This window comes from Dysgonomonas sp. Marseille-P4677, from assembly GCF_016652235.1.
Taxonomy (GTDB): Bacteria; Bacteroidota; Bacteroidia; order Bacteroidales; family Dysgonomonadaceae; genus Dysgonomonas.
The window spans coordinates 20522-44812 of sequence record NZ_JAEPKU010000020.1 but is presented as its reverse complement, the minus strand read 5'-3'; the positions used below and the strand labels follow the sequence as shown (position 1 = coordinate 44812).

Sequence of the window (24291 nt, the reverse complement as noted above, 5' to 3'; positions counted from 1 at the left end):
GCGTTAGCCGATTGATTATCAGTTAAGAAATCCAATGAGAATTCAGAAGCGGAAATTACAACTCCATTCGTTGTTTTCACTTTCAAGCTATTTTTATCAATATTCGGGCTTAATCCCTCAATAAAGATCTCGTTTTCTCCTTTCGACAATGCGCTCGATGCAGTGTGAATCAACTCTGCACCTTGAAAAAAAACAGTAGCTTCCTTTAGTTTTGATTTTTCAGTTTTCTTATTTTCTGCCTTTCCGTTAAGTGACATAAAAGACAAAAAGAATATCCCGATAATGAGCAGTCTTGTTTTCATGTTTAATTTACTTTTTTAATGTGATTTATCTCAAATATATAGATTAAGCTGATTAAATATGATAAAGAATGGGTAAAACTCCAGTTTGGATTGGTAAAGACATGAGTAGAGAATGTGAGAGAAACCTTGATATGACGAATAATAGCGAATAACCAACCTTTTTAAGAAGTTTTTTAATTTAAGGAGTAAAAACAAAGCTATGAGAAACAATACTTTCACCGTTTTAACTATCTTTGCACCCAAATGTATAAAAAACAACCGTTTAAATAAACGATTATTATCATATACTAGTTTCACTATGAAGAGATATAACCTGATTAACAACATCTTTGGTTGGTTTAGCTTTACAGTTGCTGCTGTTGTCTATCTTATGACAATTGAACCCACAGCCAGCTTTTGGGATTGCGGTGAGTTTATCACATCAGCCTTCAAACTTGAAGTAGGGCATCCTCCGGGAGCACCGTTTTTCATGCTTACGGGAAAATTCTTCTCACTGTTTGCTTCCGATCCGTCTCAAGTAGCAGTAATGATCAATAGTATGTCTGCTCTATTAAGTGCAGCAACTATACTATTCCTTTTCTGGACAGTAACTCACCTCGCAAAAAAACTTATATACACCAATACTGAGAAGGAGTTAACAACCGGCCAGCTTATAGCTATTATCGGTAGTGGATTGGTTGGAGCTTTAACATATACATTTACCGATACATTCTGGTTCTCAGCTGTAGAAGGTGAAGTCTATGCTTACTCATCCATGTTTACAGCGCTTGTATTCTGGCTGATATTGAAATGGGAAAACAGAGCCGACAAAGAAGGTTCTGATAAATGGCTGGTTATTATTGCATATGCAATGGGGTTGTCTATCGGGGTCCACTTGCTGAACCTATTATGTATTCCTGCGATTGTTCTTGTCTATTATTTCAAAAAGTCAAAAGATATAAATATCAAAGGCACTCTACTTGCATTAATTGGCTCTTTGTTTTTAATTGTTGTACTAATGTATGGTATCATCCCGGGATTCACAAAAGTAGGTGGCTGGTTTGAAAAGATGTTTGTCAACGGTTTTGGTTTTTCATATAATTCCGGTGCTTTAGCCTATATATTATTAATAGTGCTTTCTATTATATGGGCATTATACGAAACACTTTCTGCTAAAGGAAATATGACTCGAGCAAAAGTCGCCTTTGTGCTCTGTATGGCTCTAAGTGGCGCAACCTTTATCGGAGACAGCGTATTTTTATGGTTGATCCTATTGGGTGGACTTATCGCTTTTCTTATTGTTTCTAAGAAGATTAATTTCAGACTACTCAACACAACTGTTTTATGCTTGATGGTAATATTGATAGGATATTCTTCTTTTGCACTAATACCTATACGCTCGATAGCCAATACACCGATGGACCAGAATTCTCCTGAAAACGTATTTACTTTGGCTAGCTACCTCAATCGTGAACAATATGGTGACAGACCGTTATTTTACGGAAAAACATATGCTTCGACAGAGAAAAGAGATCCTTCTACCGGACGTTTGGAACCGCCAGTTAGCGAAAAACAATCATACGACAAAGTCGTAAAAAAATCACCGGATCAGAAAGACGAATATGTAGTAACAGGTACTATTCCGACATACGGATATACTAACACAATGTTGTTTCCTCGCATGTATTCCTCTTCAGAACCAAGGCATCTTACAGGATATCAGATATGGGGTGGTATAAAAGATACGTCAGTACCCCCTACCATGTTTGAAAACTTGAAATTTTTCTTTGATTATCAGTTAGACTTCATGTATTTCCGCTACTTTATGTGGAATTTCTCAGGTCGCCAAAACGATATACAGGCAACCGGCGGAATGACCAACGGTAACTGGATTACAGGAATTAGCTTTGTTGACGAACTCTTGGGACGTGGTCCACAAGGAAACCTTCCTCCTGATATTGCGAATAATAAAGGACATAATAAATATTACATGCTTCCTCTGATACTGGGTATCTTAGGGATTGCATTCCAATTGACTAGAGGAAAGAAAGGAGAACAACAATTCCTTGTTACCTTTATGTTATTCTTCATGACAGGTATTGCCATTATCATATATCTGAATCAACAACCATTCGAGCCGCGTGAACGAGACTATGCTTATGCTGGCTCTTTCTATGCCTTCTGTATATGGATAGGGTTTGGTGTTGCATTTATATGGAATCTACTAAAGAAAAAGTTACCTGAAGCACCTTCTGCAGCAATAGCTACAGTTGTAACATTGTTTATCCCTATACAAATGGCCAGTGAGAACTGGGACGATCACGATCGCTCGGATAGATATACAATGCGTGACTTCGCAAAAAATTACCTCACAGGATGTGAACCAAACAGTATATTATTCTCGATGGGTGACAACGATACATTCCCGTTGTGGTATATACAGGAAGTGGAAGGTTACCGTACAGATGTGCGCGTATGTAACCTCAGTTACTTGCAAACAGACTGGTATGTAGATCAAATGCGCCGACAAGCTTACGATTCTCCTCCATTGCCAATAGACTGGGAAGAAGATCGCTATCATGGAGACAAAGGACAATCGGCCTATGTATTTACCAAGAATGATATCGAAAGATTGCTTGCCAGAGACCTGAAAAGCTCAGCGGAATCTAACTGGATGGGACGTGTCAACTACGGCGACTATTATGACACTCAGGCTTACAAAGATACAATGGATCTGGCCGAGGTACTTGATATATTGAAAACGAAAGACAATTATGCACCTAAAAACCCATATGTCGACAATGGAATAATCATACCTTCCAGCATATTTAGAATGCCTATCAACACTGCCAACGTGGATTGGAATGGATTAGGGACGAAACCAAAACCTGAATTTGTTTTCAATCTCGGAGATAATAAAGGCGGCATCTATCGTCAGGAAATGATGATCTTGGATATGTTGTTCAATATCAACAAAGATGACTGGAAAAGACCAATTTACCACTGTGTAACAATTGGTGAAGCTCCTCTAAAACTAACAGATCAGTCAATGCTTGAAGGTATCACATATAGAATTACTCCGGGAGTTATCGATAGTACGGGAGTCAATACAGATGTTATGTTCGACAATATGGTCAATAAATATCAATGGGGTGGTATCGAAAATCCAAAAGTATATCTGGATGAAAACAATATTAGAATGTGCCGCACCTTCCGATTAATGTTTGAACGCCTTATAACAGCATTATTAGAACAAGATAAGAACGATAAAGCCTTGCAAGCTCTGGACAAATGTATGGAAGTAATTCCGGGTAATACAGTACCTCGCGGAGGAGAATCGATCTCATTCGCCGATGCTTATTATTTATTAAAACAACCGGAAAAAGCACAAAAGGTGTTGGACGAAATACAGTATCGAACAGATGGTAATTTACAGTGGTATGCTAGCATGAAGCCAAGCCAAATGGTGAGTTGTACAGTCGATATCAGAGAGCAGATGAATATAGAAATTCAAATTCTAGATACATATCAACGCTTTGATACTGAGAAGTACAATACTTATTTGGAAAAAATACTTAACCGTACCGAATTTTTCCTTAACAACAGAGTTTCATTTAGCGAAAGAAGCCATCCACTCGATTACTTGATGCGTATCACGATGAGAGGTATATATATGGCTGAGGATACTGCTAGTCAAAAGACAGCGCAAGAAAAAGCAGAACGTATCGGCGGACTGATGCAAAAGTTCAAGCCGGAGCTATTACAAAAATATTATCAAAAATAAAACAGATGAATAGCAGGATTCTCAAAATCAATTGGTAATCCTGCTATTTATATTGGTTTATCATGTTTATAGAACAACCCCCTTTATTATATCGCCTCTTTTTTCCGGGAGCTTACTGGAGAGAAAAAGTAGAAGGTAAGAAAACAATTTATCTGACCTTTGATGATGGCCCCATCCCGGATATCACACCTTGGGTATTAGATTTATTGGATAAATATAACATCAAAGCTACATTCTTCTGTGTAGGAGATAATGTCAGGAAATATCCGGATATTTACAATATGGTTCTCGACCGGGGACACCGTGTAGGTAATCATACATTCAATCATGTACAAGGTATTAGAAAATTTTCTAAAAGGTATTTAGAGAATACCAAACTGGCATCTGAATATATTGAATCTGAATTATTTCGCCCACCACATGGGCATATGAGAATACCTCAATTCTTTACTCTTCGCAAATACTATAAAATAATTATGTGGGACGTGGTTACCCGCGATTATAGTAAGCGGCAGACTCCAGAAAAAGTCTTTCAGAACGTGAAAAGATATACCCGCGATGGGTCTATTATTGTTTTTCACGACTCGTTGAAAGCCGAAAAGAATATGAAATATGCACTACCACGCAGTATAGAATGGTTGAAAGAACAAGGTTATACATTTGAATTACTATAAATTCCTCTATTCTATTTGAATTTATGTATCTTTTCCTGACTCTTTTATCTATAAGAAGGCTAACTGATACAAATTTCCTCAGGACATAAAAAATAACAGATAAAAAAACAGATAGAACCTGTTACCTTTGTTACTTTTTTGTTAGAAAAGAGTTAGCCATTGGCAACCCTAAAATGGTTACAAATAAAAAAAGAAGAAAAGACTGTTACTTTTGTTACCTTTTGCTTTAAAAGGTAATACTGAAACAGGGGAAGTTTAAGTATACAGCATCCCTTACTAATAAAAAAAGTCGTATTTTTGCAGGAGTAATATTATTCGAATATGATACTCGATCGTTTGTCCATACTCAACTATAAAAATATAGAACAGGCTGACCTTAGCCTTTCACCCAAGATAAACTGTTTCTTGGGAAGCAATGGTATGGGTAAAACGAACCTATTGGATGCTATCTATTATCTATCATTCTGTAAAAGCCATAACAATCCTATCGACTCGCAAAATATTTGTCATAATGCTGAATTTACAGTTATTCAGGGATGGTATGAAATAGACAATAAACAGGAGGAGTTTTTTTGCAGTCTGCGTAGGAAACAGAAAAAGCAATTTAAACGAAATAAAAAAGAATATGAACGGTTCTCGGATCATATCGGAATATTACCACTCGTAATGGTATCGCCTTCCGACACCGAATTGATAAATGGTGGAAGTGACGAACGCCGTAAATTTATGGATCTATTCCTATCCCAATTTGATAAAGAATATCTCCATTCTCTTATCCGTTATAACAAATCGCTACAACAACGAAATGCACTACTGAAAACAGATGGTCATATAGATGATACATTATTAGATCTATGGGATGAACAGCTGTCTATCGAAGGTAAAATAATTTATAAAAAAAGGAAAGACTTCATAGACAAGTTTATACCTACATTCCAAAAATTTTATGATTTCATTTGTCAATCGAACGAAACCGTAGAGCTAAAATACGAATCGCATTTCGATAAGGGAAACTTCCCGGAATTACTAAAAGAAAGAAGACAGAGAGACAAAATACTTGGTTATACGACAGTAGGTTCGCACAAAGATGATCTTGACATGCAAATGGATGGCTACTCTATCAAACGTGTTGGATCTCAAGGGCAAAACAAGACTTATGTTGTTGCATTAAAATTGGCTCAATTCGATTTCTTACATAAAGCAACCGAAACAACTCCTATTTTATTACTGGACGATATATTTGACAAACTCGATTCATCTCGTGTCGAACAAATTATAAAACTGGTATTAGATAAAGACTTTGGACAGATATTTGTCACCGATACCAACCGCGAACATCTGGATGAAATTCTTTCACGCACCAACAGCAATTACCATTTATACGAAGTGGAAAAAGGTGAGGTTATACAAAAAAATATAACATCATGAGAAAGAGGAATACAGAAAGTATCGGAGAAGTATTGAAACAATATTTTGAAGAAAACCAGTTTATCAAACGAAAACTTGCAGAAAGTAGGGCTGTAACCGGATGGTCGCAACTATTAGGCTCTATGATTGCTTCATATACAACTAACATATATTTACGAAATGGAGTTTTATATGTATCCCTTAATTCATCTGTTCTCCGTTCCGAACTAATTATGGCAAAAGACAGATTAATAAATAAATTAAACGAACATGCAGGCATGCCTGTAATTACCGATATAATATTCAGATAAATAAGAAATGAAAGAAATAACACCCGAAACATTTAAATCTACACTTCCGATACAGATCCGCTTTAATGACATCGACGCTTTAGGACATATAAATAATAACCTATACTTCAGCTACTTCGATTTAGGAAAGATAAACTACTTAGAAGATTTAAAAGGAAAATCGGCCACAAGTTGGATCGAAGGATTAATTGTTGTTGCACGTATTGAAACTGACTTCCTCTCCCCTATATATTATAAAGAAAATATAGCAGTAGATACAAAAATAATCAGCCTGGGAGAAAAGAGCGGTGTATTTCTGCAACAAATAAGGAATGTAAAGAATGGAGATATCAAATGCCGTTGCAAAACGGTATTCGTTACATATAATGCCGACACACAGTCATCTATGCTTATACCTGATGTCTGGCGAAAAGCTATTTCTGAAGTAGAAGAGCTAGAGTTATAAAAAAACAGGGGGCTAAGCCCCCTGTTTTTTTATCCCGCTTATTTTTTAGAAAAGGTTTTAGGATACTCTACGGGATATAATTTCTCTCCACCTAACAATCTTATATAGGTAGAAAATACCCTCTGACCCTCTTTCAATTCTATCACTCGGCAACCATTCTTACCAAGATTATTGTACTCTGTGTTTCCTCCTGAGAAACGACCGTAAGCCAAATAAATATCATAATAATTGCCAATATAGTCATTATCATGATCATGTCCGACAAAAGTCCCCATTACATCGCCCGCCTGACGCATAGCAGCAAACATACCTGTATTTAACTTTCCATTACATTCTTTTTCATCTTTGCTTCCTATCAGCTCGTTATATTTTTCGGCTTTCATTTGCGCATACTCTACTAACGGTATATGAAAGAATGCTAATGCCGGATATGGAACTCCATCATTCTCTATAGTATAAGCTGCACTCTGGTTTTTATACCATTCTATCTGATTGGGCGCAAACCAGTCGTAAGTACCAAGCCCCTTTATTGGGGTATAGGCTCCCGAATCGAAGAAATAGAGAAGGGCTTTGTTTTCATTTCCGTCTTTTGATTTTACTTCCAATATATAGTTCCCTACGCCTTTCAAGGCTTTGTTTCCGGGTTGTGCAATACAATAAGTTTTAGTCATTACATAATCCATCAGTTCTTGTCTCGACATACCATGTTCATCATCATGATTACCGAATACATAGGCCCAAGGTATCTCAGATTGCTCTACTTCATTAAAAACTTCATCAAGGCCTTCCTTCACCGGTTTGGAATAAATCACGTCTCCTGTGAAAACCACCAGGTCTGGCTTTTCTTCGATAAGGACTTCTCTTATTAAAGAGATTGCAACAGCCGATTCCGGATTATTTTTCTGATAGTGAATATCCGTAAATTGTATTATTTTGAAACTACCTTTATCATTAAAATGTAAAACTAGATTTTGAGCTGACACAGATAATATAAAAAAGAAAAAAACTAGTGTAGATAAATAGCGCATGATACTGGCATTTTTAAATTAAACAATATGCTAAGATAAAAAATATTAGCGATGGGTTTGTCAATATCATTTTTTTTATATCTTTGCAAAAACAAAAAAGAAAAAATGAGCTTTTTATTAACAAATACATTTTGGTGGTGGCACTCTCAACTTAAAAAGTCGTGAGCCAAGTCGGTGTGTATTTACAAATAGAAAGTTTTTAAAATACAAAGCCTATCGTAACTCACGATAGGCTTTTTTTTTATGATAATAAACAAAACAAAATATAAAATGGGAAAATTCACAGTTGATTCAAATGGCTTTTATGGAGAATTCGGTGGTGCATATATACCTGAAATTCTTTATGATAATGTAGAAACATTGAAGAATACTTATTTAGAAGTATTAAATGAGCCATCCTTTAAAGAAGAATATGAAGGTTTATTAAAAGACTATGTAGGCCGACCATCACCCCTATATTTAGCTAACCGTTTGTCTCTAAAATATGGATGCAAAATATATCTTAAACGAGAAGACCTCAACCATACGGGTTCCCATAAAATAAACAATGCAATAGGACAGATATTGATTGCCCGCCGCATGGGAAAAACCCGCATTATAGCCGAAACAGGAGCCGGGCAACACGGTGTCGCTACTGCAACAGTTTGTGCACTGATGAATATGGAATGTGTTGTATACATGGGAGCTGTGGATGTAGAACGCCAGAAACTGAATGTACAAAAAATGGAAATGCTTGGTGCTACAGTTGTTCCTGTTACCAGTGGAAATATGACTCTCAAGGATGCGACCAATGAAGCCATACGCGACTGGTGCAGCAACCCATCCAACACATATTATGTAATCGGTTCGACTGTGGGTCCCCATCCCTATCCAGATATGGTAGCACGTCTACAATCGATCATTAGTGAAGAAATACGAAAACAACTACTCGAAAAAGAAGGTCGTGAAACACCTGACTATGTGATGGCCTGTGTAGGAGGTGGCAGCAATGCCGCAGGTACAATATACCACTTCATAGATGAAATAAATACAGAAATAGTACTTGCGGAAGCTGCCGGAAAAGGTATAAATTCCGGAGAATCGGCAGCAACTATCCATTTAGGAAAACTGGGAATCATTCATGGAAGTAAGACTCTGATTATGCAATCGGAAGACGGGCAAATAGAAGAACCTTATTCTATATCAGCCGGCTTGGATTATCCGGGTATCGGTCCGATGCATGCTCATCTCGCCAAGATAGGACGTTCGCAAGTACTCGCTGTAACAGACGATGAAGCTATGCAAGCGGCTTTCGAACTGACCAAACTGGAAGGTATCATTCCGGCTATAGAATCGGCGCATGCGCTGGGCGCATTAAACAAGATGAAATTCAAAGCAGATGATATTGTCGTACTATGTCTTTCAGGAAGAGGAGATAAGGATATGGAAACATATATAAATTATAATGCCTAAAATAATGAAATATAAAATAAATGTAAAAACAAAAAACCTTCTTGCCGATCTTCAAACACCGGTAGGAATCTACCTGAAGGTAAGAGATATATATCCAGAATCTGCTTTATTGGAAAGTTCTGACTATCATGGAGGAGAGAATAGCTTCTCATTTATAGGCATCAGTCCTATTGCACGGTTTAAAGTAGAAAATGATGAAATAACTTATACTTATCCCGACAATACAGTAAAACAAGAAACCTTATCAGGACATCAGAAATTAACAGACAAATTTCATGAATTCATTGGTGAATTTGATGTAAAAGGTGAAAACCAAACGAATATCAATGGTTTTTTCGGTTATACATCCTATGATGCCATCCGACACTTCGAAACTGTAGACCCGATTAATACGAAACTAAAAAATGCAGATATTCCTGAATTCTATTATATTCTCTATCGTTTCATACTAGTTATTAACCATTTAAAGAATGAGTTGACAATTATTGAAAACATAGCGGATGGATCGGAAGAAAAGTCTCATGAGCTGGAAGCTATACTTACCAATAATAATATTGCATCATATAATTTTGAAGCTATAGGTCAGGAGCAATCAATGATTACCGATGAAGAACATCAGGAGATGATAAAGAAAGGAATTGCACATTGTAAGCGTGGTGACGTTTTTCAAATAGTCCTTTCACGTTGCTTCACTCAAAAATTTGCCGGTGACGATTTTAAAGTATATCGTTCTTTACGCTCCATCAACCCTTCTCCATACCTGTTTTACTTCGAATTTGGCTCCTTCCGCATATTTGGCTCATCTCCTGAAACACATTGTAAAATAACAAAAGGTAAGGCTTACATAGACCCCATAGCCGGCACATATTTCCGCACAGGTGATGATGAAAAGGACCGTATTCTTTCCGAAAATCTATTAAAAGACGAGAAAGAGAATGCCGAACATGTCATGCTTGTCGATCTTGCACGCAACGATCTAAGTCGTAACTGCCAGGATGTTAGAGTTGAATTTTACAAGAATGTTCAATTCTATTCTCATGTCATTCACTTGGTATCACGTGTTAGTGGAACAGTTGACAAAGGAAGAAATAGTATCTCTGTCTTTGCCGATACATTCCCTGCCGGAACATTATCCGGTGCGCCAAAAGTGAGAGCAATGCAATTGATTAGGGATATAGAAAAGCAAATGCGTGGAGTATATGGAGGATGCATCGGATATATTGGTTTTAATGGTGATTTGAATCAGGCCATTACCATCCGTACATTTCTAAGTAGAAATAACACATTGTATTATCAGGCAGGAGGAGGTATTGTTTCCAAATCTAATCCTGAAACTGAAGTAATGGAAGTAAAGAACAAACTGGGCGCATTAACTAAAGCTGTTAAGTTTGCCGAGAAACTAAAAAACTAAGTTAAGTAAGAAAATATGAAAATTCTGATATTCGATAATTACGACTCATTTACATACAATCTCGTACACTTAGTTAAAGAACTAGGCTTCACAGAGGTCGATGTATACAGAAACGACAAGATAGCTCTTGAAGATGTCGAAAAATATGATAAGATTATTCTTTCTCCCGGTCCTGGCATCCCGTCCGAAGCCGGACTACTGCTCCCTTTGATTAAAGAATATGCTGGTAAGAAGCCTATTCTGGGAGTATGTCTGGGACATCAGGCTATCGGAGAAACATTCGGGGCAAAGCTAAGTAATCTGGAAGATGTATACCATGGCGTTGCAACAAAAATAAGTATCATCAAGCCTGATTATCTTTTTAATGGACTTGACAATAGACTGGAAGTAGGACGTTATCATTCATGGATAGTGAACAAACTTGATTTACCTGATTGCATAGAAATTACCGCAATAGATGATAATGGACAAATTATGGCCTTAAGACATAAAGAATTTGATATACACGGTGTTCAATTTCACCCTGAATCGGTATTGACTCCGGCAGGAAAAGCAATAGTCAGAAACTTTTTAAATAACTAAATATAAATCTAACAATTATGAGCAAGAAAATCTTTTTAAGTGAGGATGATATTCCTAAAAGTTGGTATAACATTGTAGCGGATATGAAAAATAAGCCGTTACCTCCACTTAATCCTCAGACAAAAGAAGTACTAAATCCTTCCGATCTCGAACCTATTTTTGCAAAAGAACTGATCAATCAGGAACTGACAGAGGAAAGATGGATTGAAATCCCTGACGAAGTAAGAGAATTATACAAAATATGGAGACCGACTCCGGTAGTAAGAGCTACAGGGCTGGAAAAAGCGCTGGATACCCCAGCTCATATCTATTTCAAAAATGAAGGAGTAAGCCCGATAGGTTCGCACAAATTAAACTCTGCATTACCGCAAGCATATTATAATAAGAAGCAAGGTATCAAACGGCTTACGACGGAAACAGGAGCCGGACAATGGGGTGCAGCTTTGAGTTTTGCATCAAGCCTATTTGGTTTAGATCTGGAAGTATATATGGTAAAGGTTAGTTACGAACAAAAACCATATCGTCGCATGATGATGCAAACATGGGGTGCAAATGTAATTCCTTCTCCCAGCACTCTGACCGACTCGGGTAGAAGCATTTTAGCTAAAGACCCTAATAATTCGGGAAGCCTTGGTATCGCCATTTCCGAGGCCGTAGAAGCTGCCGTAAAAGGAGAAAACACCCGATATACACTAGGTAGTGTATTGAATCACGTTATCCTTCACCAAACTATCATCGGATTGGAAAGTGAAAAGCAGATGGAAATGGCTGGCGAATATCCGGATATTGTTATCGGCTGTTTTGGCGGTGGTTCCAATTTCTCAGGGATCAGTTTTCCATTCCTTCGTCATAAGCTGACGGATGGTAAAGAAGTACGCATTATTGCAGCCGAACCTGCTAGTACTCCAAAATTATCGAGAGGTAAATTTGAATACGATTATGGAGATACTGTCGGCTTAACTCCACTTCTTCCAATGTATACTCTTGGACACGACTTCCAACCCGCAGATATTCACGCCGGAGGATTGCGTTACCACGGAGCTGGTACTATTGTCAGCCAATTACATAGAGATGGATTTGTTGAGGTGCAGGCTATACCTCAATTGGAAACCTTCGAAGCAGGCAAATTATTCGCTAACACCGAAGGTATTATCCCTGCTCCAGAATCTACTCATGCCATTGCTTCTGCTATCCGTGAAGCGTTGAAAGCTAAAGAAGAAGGTGTGCAGAAAACAATATTATTCAACCTTTCAGGACATGGGTTAATAGATATGACGGCTTACGATCAATTTCTGACCGGAAAGATGAAGAATTATGATCTGACTGACGAAGAAATTGCACGAACAACAAATACGTTGGAAAAACTAGTTAAATGAGATATTCACTCATCATATTAACCTCATTACTTGCATCTTTATATTTCTTTGTAAGGGGGAATAATGATATCCCGAATAGACTGGATGAAAATATTCCAGTCTATCTGGATAGCATTAGTCCTGACATAAAGAAATTTACTGAAAAATCTGATACTATCTATGATATAGCATATCATAAAGATGGACATTTTTCGCATATAATAGGAAAAATTATAGATGAGCAAAACGTCTATGCCTTACTGTATGATGATAAAGATACATTATTAAACTTTTACTATTTTGATTTAGCTAAAACTAAATGGAAGCAGATTGGATCAGAACGTCCTGTATGGGAGCAAATCTTTGATGTATCTATTGAAGATATGGATGGCGATAATAGAAATGAAGTGATCACTTTCTCCTATCCCAATATGAATGGTAATACCTTCAAAGAAATATATTACTTTTCTCCCAACAATGACTCTGTACATATTGCAGCGAGTTTCTTTACATCTACTTATGAAGCCGATAAAATAGCTAAGACAGTCAGAACTTATTATGGCGGGAGCTGGTATATGCCTCTCATCCTCACTCTCTATAAATGGCATGGAGAGAATTTGATAATCATGAAAGAGATTAGAAAAAATTTAGTAGAAGATGCTCCTATGGGATCTGATCATTATATACTATCATATTACGAAAACCCATTGAAAGGAGATGAACATGTAGTAGATTCACTATCATTGATATTCGAATTCCCATTCGAAAAAGCTAAACATCAATATTTATGGGACAATTTTTTTGAAGAGAACTGATTACTGTATTATAAATAAAGTAGAACCGCAATAGCTAATAATATAATGAAACAGATACTAAACAGACTATTCGAGCATCAATACCTCAACCGCAACGAGGCAAAGGAAATACTAACTAATATGGCAGCGGGGATATACAATGATTCTGAAATTGCGGCATTTATAAGTGTTTTCCTAATGCGAAGTATCAGTGTAGACGAATTTTTAGGATTTTCTGATGCACTGTTGGATTTACGAGCGAATGTAGACCCATTAGCAGCGTATAATCCAATTGATATTGTAGGTACAGGTGGCGATAACAAAAATACATTCAATATATCTACACTGGCTTGTTTTGTTACAGCTGGAGCGGGATATAAAGTTGCCAAGCATGGAAATTATGGAGCTACTTCAGTAAGTGGTGCGTCGAATGTCATGGAACAGCATGGAGTAAAATTCACCGCAAATGTAGATAAATTGGAAGAATCGTTAGCTAAGACTAATATTGCATATATGCATGCTCCGCTATTCAACAATGCTTTGAAGGTCGTAGCGCCTATACGTAAAGCTTTAGGTGTCCGTACATTTTTCAATATGCTTGGTCCGGTAGTAAACCCTATAAAACCAAAACGAACTGTATTAGGTGTCTTTAACCTAAAGATGGCACGTCTATACTCCTATATGTATCAGCAAACTGATGTAGATTATTCCATTGTACATGGTTTGGATGGATATGATGAGATTTCGTTGACAGGAGATTTCAAAATAATCAATAAATTTGAAGAACGAATTTATAGTCCTGAGCAAGTCGGGTTTGAACGTTATACAGAAAAAGAACTCTATGGAGGTTCAACACCTGAAGATGCCTCCAAGATATTTGATAATGTTATAAATAATATGGCAACACCGGCTCAAAAAAATGCGGTGATAGCCAATGCTGCTACTGCTATTCAGACTATAAATTTAAATATTTCGTTTGAAGATGCCGTTGCAGAGGCACGTGAATCATTAGATAGTGGGAAAACAAAGGAAACGTTCAGAAAATTTCTGGAATTAAACGCTTAATAGTTTCTAGTATGGAATCACAAGAAACACCTCTCTGCAGTTCGCTTGATGATATAAGGGACAACATAGATAAAATAGATACAGAATTAGTTAAACTGATTGCAAAACGTAGTAAATTTGTATCACAGGCTGTTCATTTTAAAAAATCAACAGCAGAAGTGCTCGCAACAGACAGGATAGATTTGGTAATATCCAAAGTTAGAGCTTTAGCCGAACAAGTCGACTTAAACCCAATAATTACGGAGAAGGTATACCGAACAATGATAAATACATTTATCATTGAAGAATTAACTGAATTTGACTCTTTATATAAAGAGATCAAACAGTCTTATTATTAATTATGTTCATGAAAAAAGTACTGATAATAAATGGTCATCCCGACAAAGAAAGTTTTTGTTTCGGATTGCATGAGAGTTATAAGAGAGGCAGTCTCAAGAAGGGTAATGAAGTGAAAGAAATCATTTTATCCGACATGACCTTCAATCCGATTCTTATGTATGGTTACCGCAAGCGTACCGAACTAGAGCCAGACCTACTCGATGCGTGGGATAAACTACAATGGGCCGAACATATCGTCTGGATTTATCCTACTTGGTGGGCATCGCCACCAGCTCTACTTAAAGGATTTATTGAACGAGTATTTCTTCCGGGATTCACATTCCAATATCAGGAAAAATCACCATTCCCCAAAAAACTTCTTTCAGGGAAAACTTCTGAAATAATCAGTACGATGGACGCTCCTGTTTTCTATTATAAATGGTTCCTCAACGACGTTGGAGGGAAATTGATACGTAAGAATATTGGTGCATTTTGTGGTATAAAAAATATACGCACAACATATCTCGCTACATTAAAAAAATCAACTCCGGAACAAAGAGAAAAGTGGTTAAATAAAATAGAGGTAATAGCTCAAAAATAATGGAAAGTAATATTCAGACAACCTCAAAAGAACGAATCCGCATCGCAATATTCTGTTTGTATTTTTGTACAGGATTAAGTTTTTCCAGTTGGGCTAGCCGTATACCTGATATTAAAACTACGTTAGAACTCGGAGATGCAGCATGGGGTACAATTCTCCTGATGATTCCTATCGGGCAAATATGCGGAATGACTATATCTGGATTAATTATATCTAAAGCCGGAAGTAAGAAGATACTTCCTATTGCTCTTATCGGATACATATTAGCCTTACTGCTTATTGGCATTTCGGCCAGTGAATATGCCCTGATAATAAGTCTTATTATTTTCGGATTCTTTGGAAACTTCTGTAATATTTCAATCAACACACAAGCAGTAACACTAGAAACGACATATAACAAACCGATAATGGCCTCCTTTCATGGAGGCTGGAGCCTAGCAGGATTGACTGGTGCAAGTGTTGGATTGCTAATGGCATCTATTCATTTAAAACCAATATACCATTTTTCCATTATAGCGATAATCATTCTTATTTGTCTACTAATAAACAAACGGTTTTTACAACCTGACATTAAAAAGGTTAAAGACCAGACTGAAAAAGAAAAAAATAAAAGGAACAAACCGGAAACATTCTTATTCCTTCTAGGCATAGTTGCCTTTTGTGGTATGGCTGCAGAAGGAGCGATGTCGGATTGGAGCGGACTTTTCCTCATCGATGTAGTGGGCACACCAAAACATATGGCTCCAATAGGGCTAGCAGCCTATATGATAACAATGGCTTCGGGACGCTTCCTTATAGATAAAGCGACTCAAAAATGGGGCAGAAAGAAAGTAATACAAGCCGGAGGACTCCTCATATCCATAGGACTATTCACTGCTGTTGCTCTACCTTATTTTGCAACAACTATAGTTGCATTTATGATCATAGGTTTCGGTACTGCCGGAATCGTACCTACAATATATAGTATAGCCGGGCAAAAGACTAAAATACCGACCAGTATAGCTCTTACAATAGTTTCGAGTGTAAGCTTCCTCGGTTTTCTTATGGGGCCACCACTTATAGGTTATATTGCAAGTGTTACTAATTTAAGATATTCCTATGCTTTAATAGGACTATTTGGCATCTGCATAGTCGTACTGGCTTCCACTGTAAAGATTTTGAAATTCGATAAAATTAAACGTCCTAAAACAGAGACTAATGACTAATATTTTAGATAAAATAATCGCTAATAAAAGAGAAGAAGTGCAAAGAGAGAAGGCAATTCTCTCTCTCTCCCTGTTAGAAGAAAAAATTACCGATATAAACAATAAGTACTCGTTTAAAGAAGTATTGGTTAATTCCCCTACCGGAATTATTGCTGAGTTTAAGCGTAGATCCCCTTCGCGCGACTGGATATTTAAGGATGCCAAAGTAGAAGATGTGATTCCTCTCTATTCTAAAAATGGAGCCAGTGCTATTTCTGTACTTACAGATATCGATTTCTTCGGAGGCACACTCGTCGATTTGGAATTGGCAAGAAATCTTACGACTATTCCCCTATTACGAAAAGATTTCATGGTAGATGAATACCAACTCTATCAGGCAAAGTTAGCCGGAGCCAATGCAATTCTACTCATCGCGTCTGCTCTATCGATACAAGAGACAAAACTCCTTGCAGCAAAAGCAAAAGAATTAGGTCTTGATGTATTGCTCGAGATACACAACGAACAAGAATTGGGACATATTAATGATAACGTGGATGTAGTCGGTGTAAACAACCGTAATCTTGGTTCCTTTGTAACAGATGTACAAATATCATTCGATTTAGCTGATAAGATTCCTGATGAGTTTGTAAAAATATCCGAGAGTGGTATATCTCAACCTCAAACGGTAATTGAACTTCAACAAGCCGGTTATAAAGGATTCCTCATGGGTGAAAACTTTATGAAAACTCCTAATCCAGGTAAATCACTTGAAGAATTTATAATACAGTTGAAATGAAAATAAAAGTCTGCGGGATGAAATATCCCGACAACATAAAAGATCTAGGTACTTTACCTATCCACTTTATGGGGATGATATTTTATCAAAAATCGCCTCGATATGTAGAAAACCTTATTTTACCAGACTTAAAGATTTTACCTGATTATATTAAAAGAGTCGGAGTCTTTGTCAATTCAGATATAGATTTTATACTGAATAAGGTAAACAAATATAATCTGGATCTTATCCAACTGCATGGAAACGAATCGCCGGAATTCTGTAAAGGGCTGAATAGGATGCTCCCGATTATAAAAGCATTCAGTATCGCAGATTCTTCAGATATCGATAAGACTAAGGCATATGATGGATTACAGGGATATTTCCTATTCGATACTAAAACACCTCAATATGGCGGGTCGGGGCAAAAATTTGATTGGAGCATACTAGAAACATATACAGGAAATACTCCTTTTTTCCTTAGTGGCGGTATATCTATTAATGATATAGATGAAATAAAAAAGATAAAGCATCCACAGTTTTACGGTCTTGATCTCAACAGTAAATTTGAAAAGGAGCCCGGATTAAAAGACATAACATTATTACAGCAATTTATAAAAGAACTAGAATATGAACAGGATTAAGCAACTATTCGAAAAGAAGAAGAAAGATATACTTTCTATCTATTTTACGGCAGGATTTCCTCGTCTGGACGACACCTGCAATATTATCCGCGAACTGGAAGCGAACGGTATCGACCTAATAGAAATAGGCATCCCTTTTTCAGACCCGATGGCAGATGGTCCTACTATTCAGGATAGTGGAACAACGGCTTTAAGAAATGGCATGACATTGAAAATCTTGTTCGACCAGTTAAAAGACATTCGTAAAGATGTAAATATACCATTGATTATGATGGGGTATCTGAATCCTATTATGAGATATGGCTTTGAAAACTTTTGTAAAAAATGCAATGAGATAGGCATCGATGGAGCAATAATTCCGGACCTACCATTCAACGACTATATAAATGAATATAAAGCTATTGCTGACAAATATGACATCAAAATAGTAATGCTTATTACTCCCGAAACGTCTGATGAGCGTATCCGGCTGATAGATGAACATACTGATGGCTTTATTTATATGGTTTCTTCAGCATCTACTACAGGAGCACAAAAGAGTTTCGATGAGAAAAAACAAGAATATTTCCGTAAAATAAATGGAATGAACTTGCGCAACCCTCGTCTTATCGGGTTCGGCATATCAAACAAAGCGACATTAGATGCTGCACAGACAAATGCAAGCGGTGCAATTATCGGCAGTAAGTTTATTACCTTACTAAAGGAACATACAAGTATAAAAGACGCAGTCAACGCACTGAAGGAAACTCTCAGCGAATAAATTCCTGATGAAATTATATGCCGATATGCTATGATCCCTAATCCCTTTATTAGCATATCGGCATATTAAAAACTAAATGATATCTTTGCACGTTAGATTACAACACAACTTTTTTCAATTATTGAATGTTTCGAATAGCGGATTATATAAAGAGGACAAGTAAGTTTATATTTAAATATAAGTTTACAATACTCTCTTTATCATATATCATATTAATTGCGTTTATACCTATCAGATTTGCATTTAGCATACCTATGCTATTTCTAGCCATATCTTTTCTACCCATTCTGAACATTCTCGCTAAGACAAAATACACTTTTATTCTAACCTTCCTACTCGCATTTATCCTCACATTTAATGCTTATTTTGCCTTCATTCTAAAGAGTGATGTATCGCTTGAAATAATGGCTTCGATCTTTGAGACCCATTTAACAGAAGCGGTAAGCATGATGAGAAATATATGGTTACCTGCTATTATAACCTTGACAATATCAACGGCCTTACTATATTTTGCTGAAAAAGAATTAAGGGAAAGTAAATTATCAATCAAATTATCAATAGGCTACCTACTCATCTATCTTTTTCTTTTCTTACCATACCTTTGTTACAAACGTATCAAATGGATGGAAGAAGAAGAACTATTTAAAGAAGCCCCTATTCGTGTAATACAAGATAAGGTGAATCTTTATGCTCCTATACTCTACGGTAATATTTTTACTATAATGGCATATCAGGATGAAATGGCCAAACTAAAAGAGTTTACAAATCAAGAAAACAAGGTCTTACCCAAGGGGATTATCTTGAATGATTCAACACAGACTCCACAAAAGATATATCTTATCATAGGAGAAAGCGCCTATCGTAAGCATTTTTCATTATATGGATACCAAGTAAAGACAACACCATTCCTCGATAGTCTTTCTATTAACGATACGACACAAATAAAATACTATAGTGGTATTGCTGCTGCACCTTTTACACGCAATGCCCTCCGAATAGCCCTTTCTTTTGCGTCTACCCGCGACCTAGAGCCTTTTTATAAAAATAAGAATCTCATCAATATGGCTAATGATGCCGGATATCAAACCTTCTGGATATCCAATCAGGGGAATTCAGGCATTCAGGATTCTTACCTCGGATATCTATCGGCAAGCACTACATATGCGATATTTACAAAAGGCGGCTATTTAGCAAATGACGATTTTGACCTAATTCCTATTTTAGATAGTGTTCATAATAAAATTGACAAACAATTCTTCATAATACATCTTGTAGGCAGTCATAATAATTACTCCGATAGGTATGATGAAACAGACAAACAGGCTATTCCGGGTGACAATTCGCTTAAAACTCACTACGACCGTTCTATCCACCATACTGATAGGGTTCTAAATAAAATATACGATACGATGCAACAAGATTCGACAGCCATCTTTTATTACTTTTCCGATCATGGAGAAATAATAGGGAGAGGACATGGCCCTTGGAAAAATGGTGTTGCGCAATTCGATATCCCACTTATTACTATCGAAAAGAATACAGATAAGTTGAATACCATAGTAAATAAATATGTGGATCCCGAGACTAAACTTATAAACAACTCTAGTACAACCCTGATTCTAGCTGAAATACTTGGTTATTATATTCCTCAAAAATATATTGAACAAGCTATAGAAGATGGAAAGTATGTTCGCCACGCTGATCAAAGCTATTCTCTATATTCGGATGTAAAAGAAGATGTGGAATAGTTTTTTACAAACGATTCCTCGTTATTAAATCCTACGAATTTAATACCTTTGTAGCCAATAAATAAAAATAATGGCAGAAACCTCTCTGAAAAGGAAAACAGCATTAGCTCTTTTTTGGAGCTTTATAGATAAAGGTGGACAACAAGTTATTCAACTTGTATTTGTCTTCATTCTTTCCCGTTTGGTTTTGAAAGATGAATTCGGGGCCGTAGCAGTCCTTTCCATTTTTACTATTATAGCAAATATACTCCAAGAAAGCGGATTCTCAGCAGCGCTGATTAGAAAAAAGGAGGTATCCCAACATGAATATTCATCTGTATTTTACTTTAACATCTCCATTAGCTTTGCAATATATATCCTATTTTTCTTATGTGCCCCTCTCATTAGTTGGTTTTTCGAAAAACCAATATTAACCAATCTCTCCCGTTTTATTTTCCTTGCTTTTATTTTCAATGCATTTGGAATCATCCAGAATGTAAATCTGATAAAAGCAATGAACTTTAAGGCGAATACACGTATCACTCTGATTGCGGGATGTATATCCGGACTGATTGCAGTAGGTATGGCTTATAAAGGATTCGGGATATGGAGCCTTGCTGCGCAACAGGTTATGCAAAGCTTTCTAAGAAGTTTACTCCTCTGGATATTTGTGAAGTGGCGCCCCCTTGCTCAATTTACATTTCTACATATAAAAGAGATGTCTGGATTCAGCATGAGACTATTATTAACTAATCTCATGAATCAGATCTGTGCCAATATAATTCCTATCCTTATTGGTAAAAAATACTCATTAGAGCAGGTAGCTTCATACGGCCAAGGATCTAAATTTAATAATATCTCTCAGTCCATTATTAGTGATGGTATAAAAAGTGTAGCATTTCCACTACTATCCAATATTGGTCATGATGAAGAAAGAGGGAAAAAAGTTTTTAGAAAAATTGTCCGTATTACATCTTTCATATCTTTTCCTGCGGCTCTGTTACTCCTTGTTTTAGCCAAGCCAATTATAGACATTTATCTTCCTCCCCAATGGGCAGACGTTGTTCCCATCTTACAAATTCTATCTATAGGAGGAGCTTTTTACCCCTTATATAGCCTTATTAGCTCCCTTCTTCAATACAAAGGCCGATCGGGATTATTATTTCGGATTGATCTAATAAGAAATATTCTCCAAATAATTGCAATTCTTATTACTGTCAGGTTTGGTGTTTTAGGATTAGTCACCGGAGTTAGCTGTGTGAATGGTATTATATTCTTCGTTGGTATTTACATAGCAGGAAAAACAATATCATATTCTATAAAAGAGGTATTAATGGATATTTATCCTTATCTATTTATTGCTATTTTTTCAATACTACCTTTTTTATTTCTTAATAAGGTTGGTATAGAGAACATATATATATTGTTAATTTTACCTCTAATTGGAGGGAGTTTCTTATATTTACTACTCGTAAAGCTACTTGGATCAGTAATCATTCAGGAAACGATAGATTTCATTAAACACTCTTTTAAATAACTTATGCTAAAAACGATACGATTGATTTTGGGCATCTATCCCCGAAAGATTGAAGCTAGCATTAAGTCAATACTTTGGTATAGACAGATAAAAAGAGTAATCAAGAAACAAGTCAAGCTTTTAAATATACCTTTCTTTTTGGTTAAACATCTAGTTTTTGGATCACGTATAGATGGGTATATAGCTCATATAACGTCTTTCGGAGAGAATGTAAATCTGACTAAACAGGGTGTTGCAACCAATTATAATTATAAATATGGTTGTGGAATATTTATTTTAATAAAAAATTAATGGTCTCAATCTTATTATCGGGTGGTTTAGGAAATCAGATGTTCCAATATGCAGCGGCTAAAGCATTAGCCAAACGGCTGGACTCTTCCCTTAATATAGATCTTTATAATCTGACTAAAAAGACAAAAGCTACAGTTAGATCATACGAGCTTGATATATTCGATATAAATGCGCCTATAAAGTCTACAATAAAAGGGAAGCTATTCATAAAGATGCGTCCTTTTATTCAGAAGCACAGATCGTTCTTCCAACATTTAGGATTATTAACCGATACCTATGCACTCCAATACGAACCGATAATAGAAACAATAAAAGGAAATGTGACAATGTCAGGTTATTTCCAATCTGAAAGATATTTTCAAGATATAAAATCCGATATCTTTAAAGACTTCACATTTAAAAATCCTTTGGGTGAAAGAAATTTGGAGGTAGCAGAACAAATAGCTCAATCAGAATCTATTGCTATTCATATACGTCGCGGAGATTATATTACGGATAAAGGAGCAAGCTTGAACTTCGTGACATGTGGAAAAGAGTATTATCAAAAAGCTATTGCTTATATAGCCAGAAAAATACAAAATCCTATTTTCTATGTATTCTCGGAAGACATGGATTGGGTTAGAAAAAATCTTAATTTTGAATCTTACCAAGTTTTATTTATCGATTGGAATAGAGATAAAGAAAGTTATCTGGATATGCAACTGATGAGCCGTTGTAAACATAACATCATTGCAAACAGCAGTTTCAGTTGGTGGGCTGCATGGCTCAACCGAAATAGTCAAAAGATAGTTATAGCTCCTGAGAAATGGTTTCAGGAAGATTTCAAAAATCTTTTTTTAGATGATTTCTATCCAAATGGATGGGTAAAAATATAAGTATAGAATGAAAGTATCTGTATTAATGCCGGTTTACAATGCCGAAGCATATCTGGCCCAAGCTATTGACAGTATTATTTCCCAAACTTTTACCGAATGGGAGTTAATACTAGTAAACGATGGTTCTACGGATAAAAGTGAAGAAATAATACTATCCTATTCCGATTCCCGAATAAGGTATTCGAAAAATAGTGAAAACAAAGGGATCATTTATACCCGAAATCTGATGATAGAAATGTCATTAGGTGAATATATTGCATTTCTTGATAGTGATGATATATCTCTGCCGACAAGGCTTGAACAACAGATCACATTTCTTGATAATAATCCTGATTATGCATTGTGCGGAACATGGAGCATAATGAGTGATAAGGATGGCAGAAAAATAAGAAAAATTAATATGCCATCTAGTAACGAAGATATTAAGTGCTCGCTCTTATTCATTAATACTTTTGTCCAGTCTAGCATAATGATTCGTAAAGAAATACTTATCCAACATTCATACAACAAAAACTTTCCCGTAGCAGAAGATTACGAATTATGGTGTAGATTGTCCAGACTATATAAATTAAAGAATCTGCCTATCCACCTCACTCAATACCGTTGGCATGGTGATAATATCAGCCAATCGAAAAAAACACTGATGGATAATCTGGTAAAAGATATATATAGAAGGGAATTGAATTATATAGGTATTAATCCTACAAATGAGGAGCTATTACTGCATGCTGCAATAAAAGACAAGACAATCGTAGACATTTCTACTGAGGAATATTTGAAAGCTTTGAAATTATGGCTTATCAAACTAGCTAATCATGCGGATGAAAATAAAGCCTACAATCGAGATATATTTATCTCGACACTCGTATTTCGTTGGATATTTGCTTGTAAAGAATGGCAAACTCCGATAAAAGCTTTATCATTGCCTATATCTTTGAATATAAAGCAATATCGAATATTATTTAAAATGTTACGTCAGCGCATATAACA

The 24291-nt window shown here is 36.2% G+C and carries 24 protein-coding genes; 22 read left to right on the top strand and 2 right to left on the bottom strand.

What is annotated here, in order from left to right; genetic code table 11:
• The coding region (locus JGH11_RS06115; RefSeq protein ID WP_201110687.1) for a DUF4140 domain-containing protein at positions 1-302 on the bottom strand (302 nt) is incomplete at its 3' end.
• A gap of 298 nt (positions 303-600) precedes the next feature.
• Between JGH11_RS06115 and JGH11_RS06110 the strand changes: the two genes are divergently transcribed.
• The 5 genes from JGH11_RS06110 (at position 601) to JGH11_RS06090 (ending at position 6902) form a co-directional block, all read left to right on the top strand.
• On the top strand, positions 601-4065 hold the full coding sequence (locus JGH11_RS06110; protein ID WP_201110686.1) for a DUF2723 domain-containing protein: 3465 nt from the start codon (positions 601-603) through the stop codon (positions 4063-4065).
• Positions 4066-4127: 62 nt separating this feature from the next.
• Entirely contained in the window at positions 4128-4739 is a 612-nt protein-coding gene (locus JGH11_RS06105; protein WP_201110685.1) for a polysaccharide deacetylase family protein, read from the top strand.
• A 321-nt stretch (positions 4740-5060) separates the two neighbouring features.
• Positions 5061-6167 carry a DNA replication/repair protein RecF gene (locus JGH11_RS06100; protein ID WP_201110684.1) on the top strand — a complete coding sequence of 369 codons (1107 nt, stop codon included), beginning with the start codon at positions 5061-5063 and terminating at the stop codon, positions 6165-6167.
• Positions 6164-6457, top strand: coding sequence for a DUF721 domain-containing protein (locus JGH11_RS06095; protein ID WP_201110683.1), 294 nt, complete (start codon positions 6164-6166; stop codon positions 6455-6457). Before JGH11_RS06100 ends, JGH11_RS06095 begins: the two co-directional genes overlap by 4 nt.
• A gap of 7 nt (positions 6458-6464) precedes the next feature.
• Positions 6465-6902: a thioesterase family protein gene (locus tag JGH11_RS06090; protein ID WP_201110682.1), complete on the top strand. Its 438-nt coding sequence runs from the start codon at positions 6465-6467 to the stop codon at positions 6900-6902.
• A 38-nt stretch (positions 6903-6940) separates the two neighbouring features.
• Here JGH11_RS06090 and JGH11_RS06085 read toward each other — a convergent pair whose 3' ends face one another.
• Positions 6941-7930 (bottom strand): metallophosphoesterase family protein, encoded by a 990-nt coding sequence (locus tag JGH11_RS06085; RefSeq protein WP_201110681.1) that lies wholly within the window; start codon positions 7928-7930, stop codon positions 6941-6943.
• A gap of 270 nt (positions 7931-8200) precedes the next feature.
• Between JGH11_RS06085 and trpB the strand changes: the two genes are divergently transcribed.
• From trpB to JGH11_RS06000, 17 genes are all read left to right on the top strand, one after another.
• Positions 8201-9382, top strand: a complete 1182-nt coding sequence (trpB, locus tag JGH11_RS06080) for a tryptophan synthase subunit beta (RefSeq protein ID WP_201110680.1) — start codon at positions 8201-8203, stop codon at positions 9380-9382.
• A 1-nt stretch (position 9383) separates the two neighbouring features.
• Complete coding sequence (locus JGH11_RS06075; protein WP_370567569.1) at positions 9384-10793, top strand: anthranilate synthase component I family protein; 1410 nt, start codon at positions 9384-9386, stop codon at positions 10791-10793.
• A 15-nt stretch (positions 10794-10808) separates the two neighbouring features.
• Entirely contained in the window at positions 10809-11375 is a 567-nt protein-coding gene (locus JGH11_RS06070; protein ID WP_201110678.1) for an aminodeoxychorismate/anthranilate synthase component II, read from the top strand.
• 14 nt (positions 11376-11389) lie between these two features.
• On the top strand, positions 11390-12751 hold the full coding sequence (locus tag JGH11_RS06065) for a TrpB-like pyridoxal phosphate-dependent enzyme (RefSeq protein WP_201110689.1): 1362 nt from the start codon (positions 11390-11392) through the stop codon (positions 12749-12751).
• On the top strand, positions 12748-13545 hold the full coding sequence (locus JGH11_RS06060) for a hypothetical protein (protein WP_201110677.1): 798 nt from the start codon (positions 12748-12750) through the stop codon (positions 13543-13545). The genes JGH11_RS06065 and JGH11_RS06060 overlap by 4 nt, the downstream gene beginning before the upstream one ends.
• A 45-nt stretch (positions 13546-13590) precedes the next feature.
• Positions 13591-14589 (top strand): anthranilate phosphoribosyltransferase, encoded by a 999-nt coding sequence (gene trpD, locus JGH11_RS06055; protein WP_201110676.1) that lies wholly within the window; start codon positions 13591-13593, stop codon positions 14587-14589.
• An 11-nt stretch (positions 14590-14600) separates the two neighbouring features.
• Positions 14601-14927: a chorismate mutase gene (locus JGH11_RS06050; RefSeq protein ID WP_201110675.1), complete on the top strand. Its 327-nt coding sequence runs from the start codon at positions 14601-14603 to the stop codon at positions 14925-14927.
• An 8-nt stretch (positions 14928-14935) separates the two neighbouring features.
• Positions 14936-15508, top strand: coding sequence for an NAD(P)H-dependent oxidoreductase (locus tag JGH11_RS06045; protein ID WP_201110674.1), 573 nt, complete (start codon positions 14936-14938; stop codon positions 15506-15508).
• On the top strand, positions 15508-16713 hold the full coding sequence (locus JGH11_RS06040) for an MFS transporter (RefSeq protein ID WP_201110673.1): 1206 nt from the start codon (positions 15508-15510) through the stop codon (positions 16711-16713). Before JGH11_RS06045 ends, JGH11_RS06040 begins: the two co-directional genes overlap by 1 nt.
• A complete protein-coding gene (gene trpC, locus JGH11_RS06035) occupies positions 16706-17488 on the top strand; it encodes an indole-3-glycerol phosphate synthase TrpC (protein WP_201110672.1) in 783 nt (260 codons plus the stop codon). Before JGH11_RS06040 ends, trpC begins: the two co-directional genes overlap by 8 nt.
• On the top strand, positions 17485-18111 hold the full coding sequence (locus JGH11_RS06030; RefSeq protein WP_201110671.1) for a phosphoribosylanthranilate isomerase: 627 nt from the start codon (positions 17485-17487) through the stop codon (positions 18109-18111). Before trpC ends, JGH11_RS06030 begins: the two co-directional genes overlap by 4 nt.
• A complete protein-coding gene (gene trpA / locus JGH11_RS06025; protein WP_201110670.1) occupies positions 18098-18871 on the top strand; it encodes a tryptophan synthase subunit alpha in 774 nt (257 codons plus the stop codon). Before JGH11_RS06030 ends, trpA begins: the two co-directional genes overlap by 14 nt.
• A 254-nt stretch (positions 18872-19125) precedes the next feature.
• Positions 19126-20619 (top strand): phosphoethanolamine transferase, encoded by a 1494-nt coding sequence (locus JGH11_RS06020; protein ID WP_236263885.1) that lies wholly within the window; start codon positions 19126-19128, stop codon positions 20617-20619.
• Positions 20620-20689: 70 nt separating this feature from the next.
• Positions 20690-22135 (top strand): lipopolysaccharide biosynthesis protein, encoded by a 1446-nt coding sequence (locus JGH11_RS06015; RefSeq protein WP_201110668.1) that lies wholly within the window; start codon positions 20690-20692, stop codon positions 22133-22135.
• Positions 22136-22138: 3 nt separating this feature from the next.
• Positions 22139-22426 (top strand): hypothetical protein, encoded by a 288-nt coding sequence (locus JGH11_RS06010; protein WP_201110667.1) that lies wholly within the window; start codon positions 22139-22141, stop codon positions 22424-22426.
• Positions 22426-23301, top strand: coding sequence for an alpha-1,2-fucosyltransferase (locus JGH11_RS06005; RefSeq protein WP_201110666.1), 876 nt, complete (start codon positions 22426-22428; stop codon positions 23299-23301). The genes JGH11_RS06010 and JGH11_RS06005 overlap by 1 nt, the downstream gene beginning before the upstream one ends.
• 7 nt (positions 23302-23308) lie before the next feature.
• Entirely contained in the window at positions 23309-24289 is a 981-nt protein-coding gene (locus tag JGH11_RS06000) for a glycosyltransferase (protein ID WP_201110665.1), read from the top strand.
• The last annotated feature ends 2 nt before the right edge of the window (positions 24290-24291 follow it).

What these genes read in the sequence shown, in the direction of transcription:
- JGH11_RS06020 (WP_236263885.1), top strand. Translation starts at nt 19,126, where the DNA reads ATGCTATTTCTAGCCATATCTTTTCTACCCATTCTGAACATTCTCGCT.
- JGH11_RS06100 (WP_201110684.1), top strand. Translation starts at nt 5,061, where the DNA reads ATGATACTCGATCGTTTGTCCATACTCAACTATAAAAATATAGAACAG.
- trpA (WP_201110670.1), top strand. Translation starts at nt 18,098, where the DNA reads ATGAACAGGATTAAGCAACTATTCGAAAAGAAGAAGAAAGATATACTT.
- JGH11_RS06000 (WP_201110665.1), top strand. Translation starts at nt 23,309, where the DNA reads ATGAAAGTATCTGTATTAATGCCGGTTTACAATGCCGAAGCATATCTG.
- JGH11_RS06030 (WP_201110671.1), top strand. Translation starts at nt 17,485, where the DNA reads ATGAAAATAAAAGTCTGCGGGATGAAATATCCCGACAACATAAAAGAT.
- JGH11_RS06090 (WP_201110682.1), top strand. Translation starts at nt 6,465, where the DNA reads ATGAAAGAAATAACACCCGAAACATTTAAATCTACACTTCCGATACAG.
- JGH11_RS06095 (WP_201110683.1), top strand. Translation starts at nt 6,164, where the DNA reads ATGAGAAAGAGGAATACAGAAAGTATCGGAGAAGTATTGAAACAATAT.
- JGH11_RS06110 (WP_201110686.1), top strand. Translation starts at nt 601, where the DNA reads ATGAAGAGATATAACCTGATTAACAACATCTTTGGTTGGTTTAGCTTT.
- JGH11_RS06050 (WP_201110675.1), top strand. Translation starts at nt 14,601, where the DNA reads ATGGAATCACAAGAAACACCTCTCTGCAGTTCGCTTGATGATATAAGG.
- JGH11_RS06085 (WP_201110681.1), bottom strand. Translation starts at nt 7,930, where the DNA reads ATGCGCTATTTATCTACACTAGTTTTTTTCTTTTTTATATTATCTGTG.
- JGH11_RS06070 (WP_201110678.1), top strand. Translation starts at nt 10,809, where the DNA reads ATGAAAATTCTGATATTCGATAATTACGACTCATTTACATACAATCTC.
- JGH11_RS06105 (WP_201110685.1), top strand. Translation starts at nt 4,128, where the DNA reads ATGTTTATAGAACAACCCCCTTTATTATATCGCCTCTTTTTTCCGGGA.
- JGH11_RS06040 (WP_201110673.1), top strand. Translation starts at nt 15,508, where the DNA reads ATGGAAAGTAATATTCAGACAACCTCAAAAGAACGAATCCGCATCGCA.
- trpB (WP_201110680.1), top strand. Translation starts at nt 8,201, where the DNA reads ATGGGAAAATTCACAGTTGATTCAAATGGCTTTTATGGAGAATTCGGT.
- trpC (WP_201110672.1), top strand. Translation starts at nt 16,706, where the DNA reads ATGACTAATATTTTAGATAAAATAATCGCTAATAAAAGAGAAGAAGTG.
- JGH11_RS06015 (WP_201110668.1), top strand. Translation starts at nt 20,690, where the DNA reads ATGGCAGAAACCTCTCTGAAAAGGAAAACAGCATTAGCTCTTTTTTGG.
- JGH11_RS06010 (WP_201110667.1), top strand. Translation starts at nt 22,139, where the DNA reads ATGCTAAAAACGATACGATTGATTTTGGGCATCTATCCCCGAAAGATT.
- JGH11_RS06005 (WP_201110666.1), top strand. Translation starts at nt 22,426, where the DNA reads ATGGTCTCAATCTTATTATCGGGTGGTTTAGGAAATCAGATGTTCCAA.
- trpD (WP_201110676.1), top strand. Translation starts at nt 13,591, where the DNA reads ATGAAACAGATACTAAACAGACTATTCGAGCATCAATACCTCAACCGC.
- JGH11_RS06060 (WP_201110677.1), top strand. Translation starts at nt 12,748, where the DNA reads ATGAGATATTCACTCATCATATTAACCTCATTACTTGCATCTTTATAT.
- JGH11_RS06045 (WP_201110674.1), top strand. Translation starts at nt 14,936, where the DNA reads ATGAAAAAAGTACTGATAATAAATGGTCATCCCGACAAAGAAAGTTTT.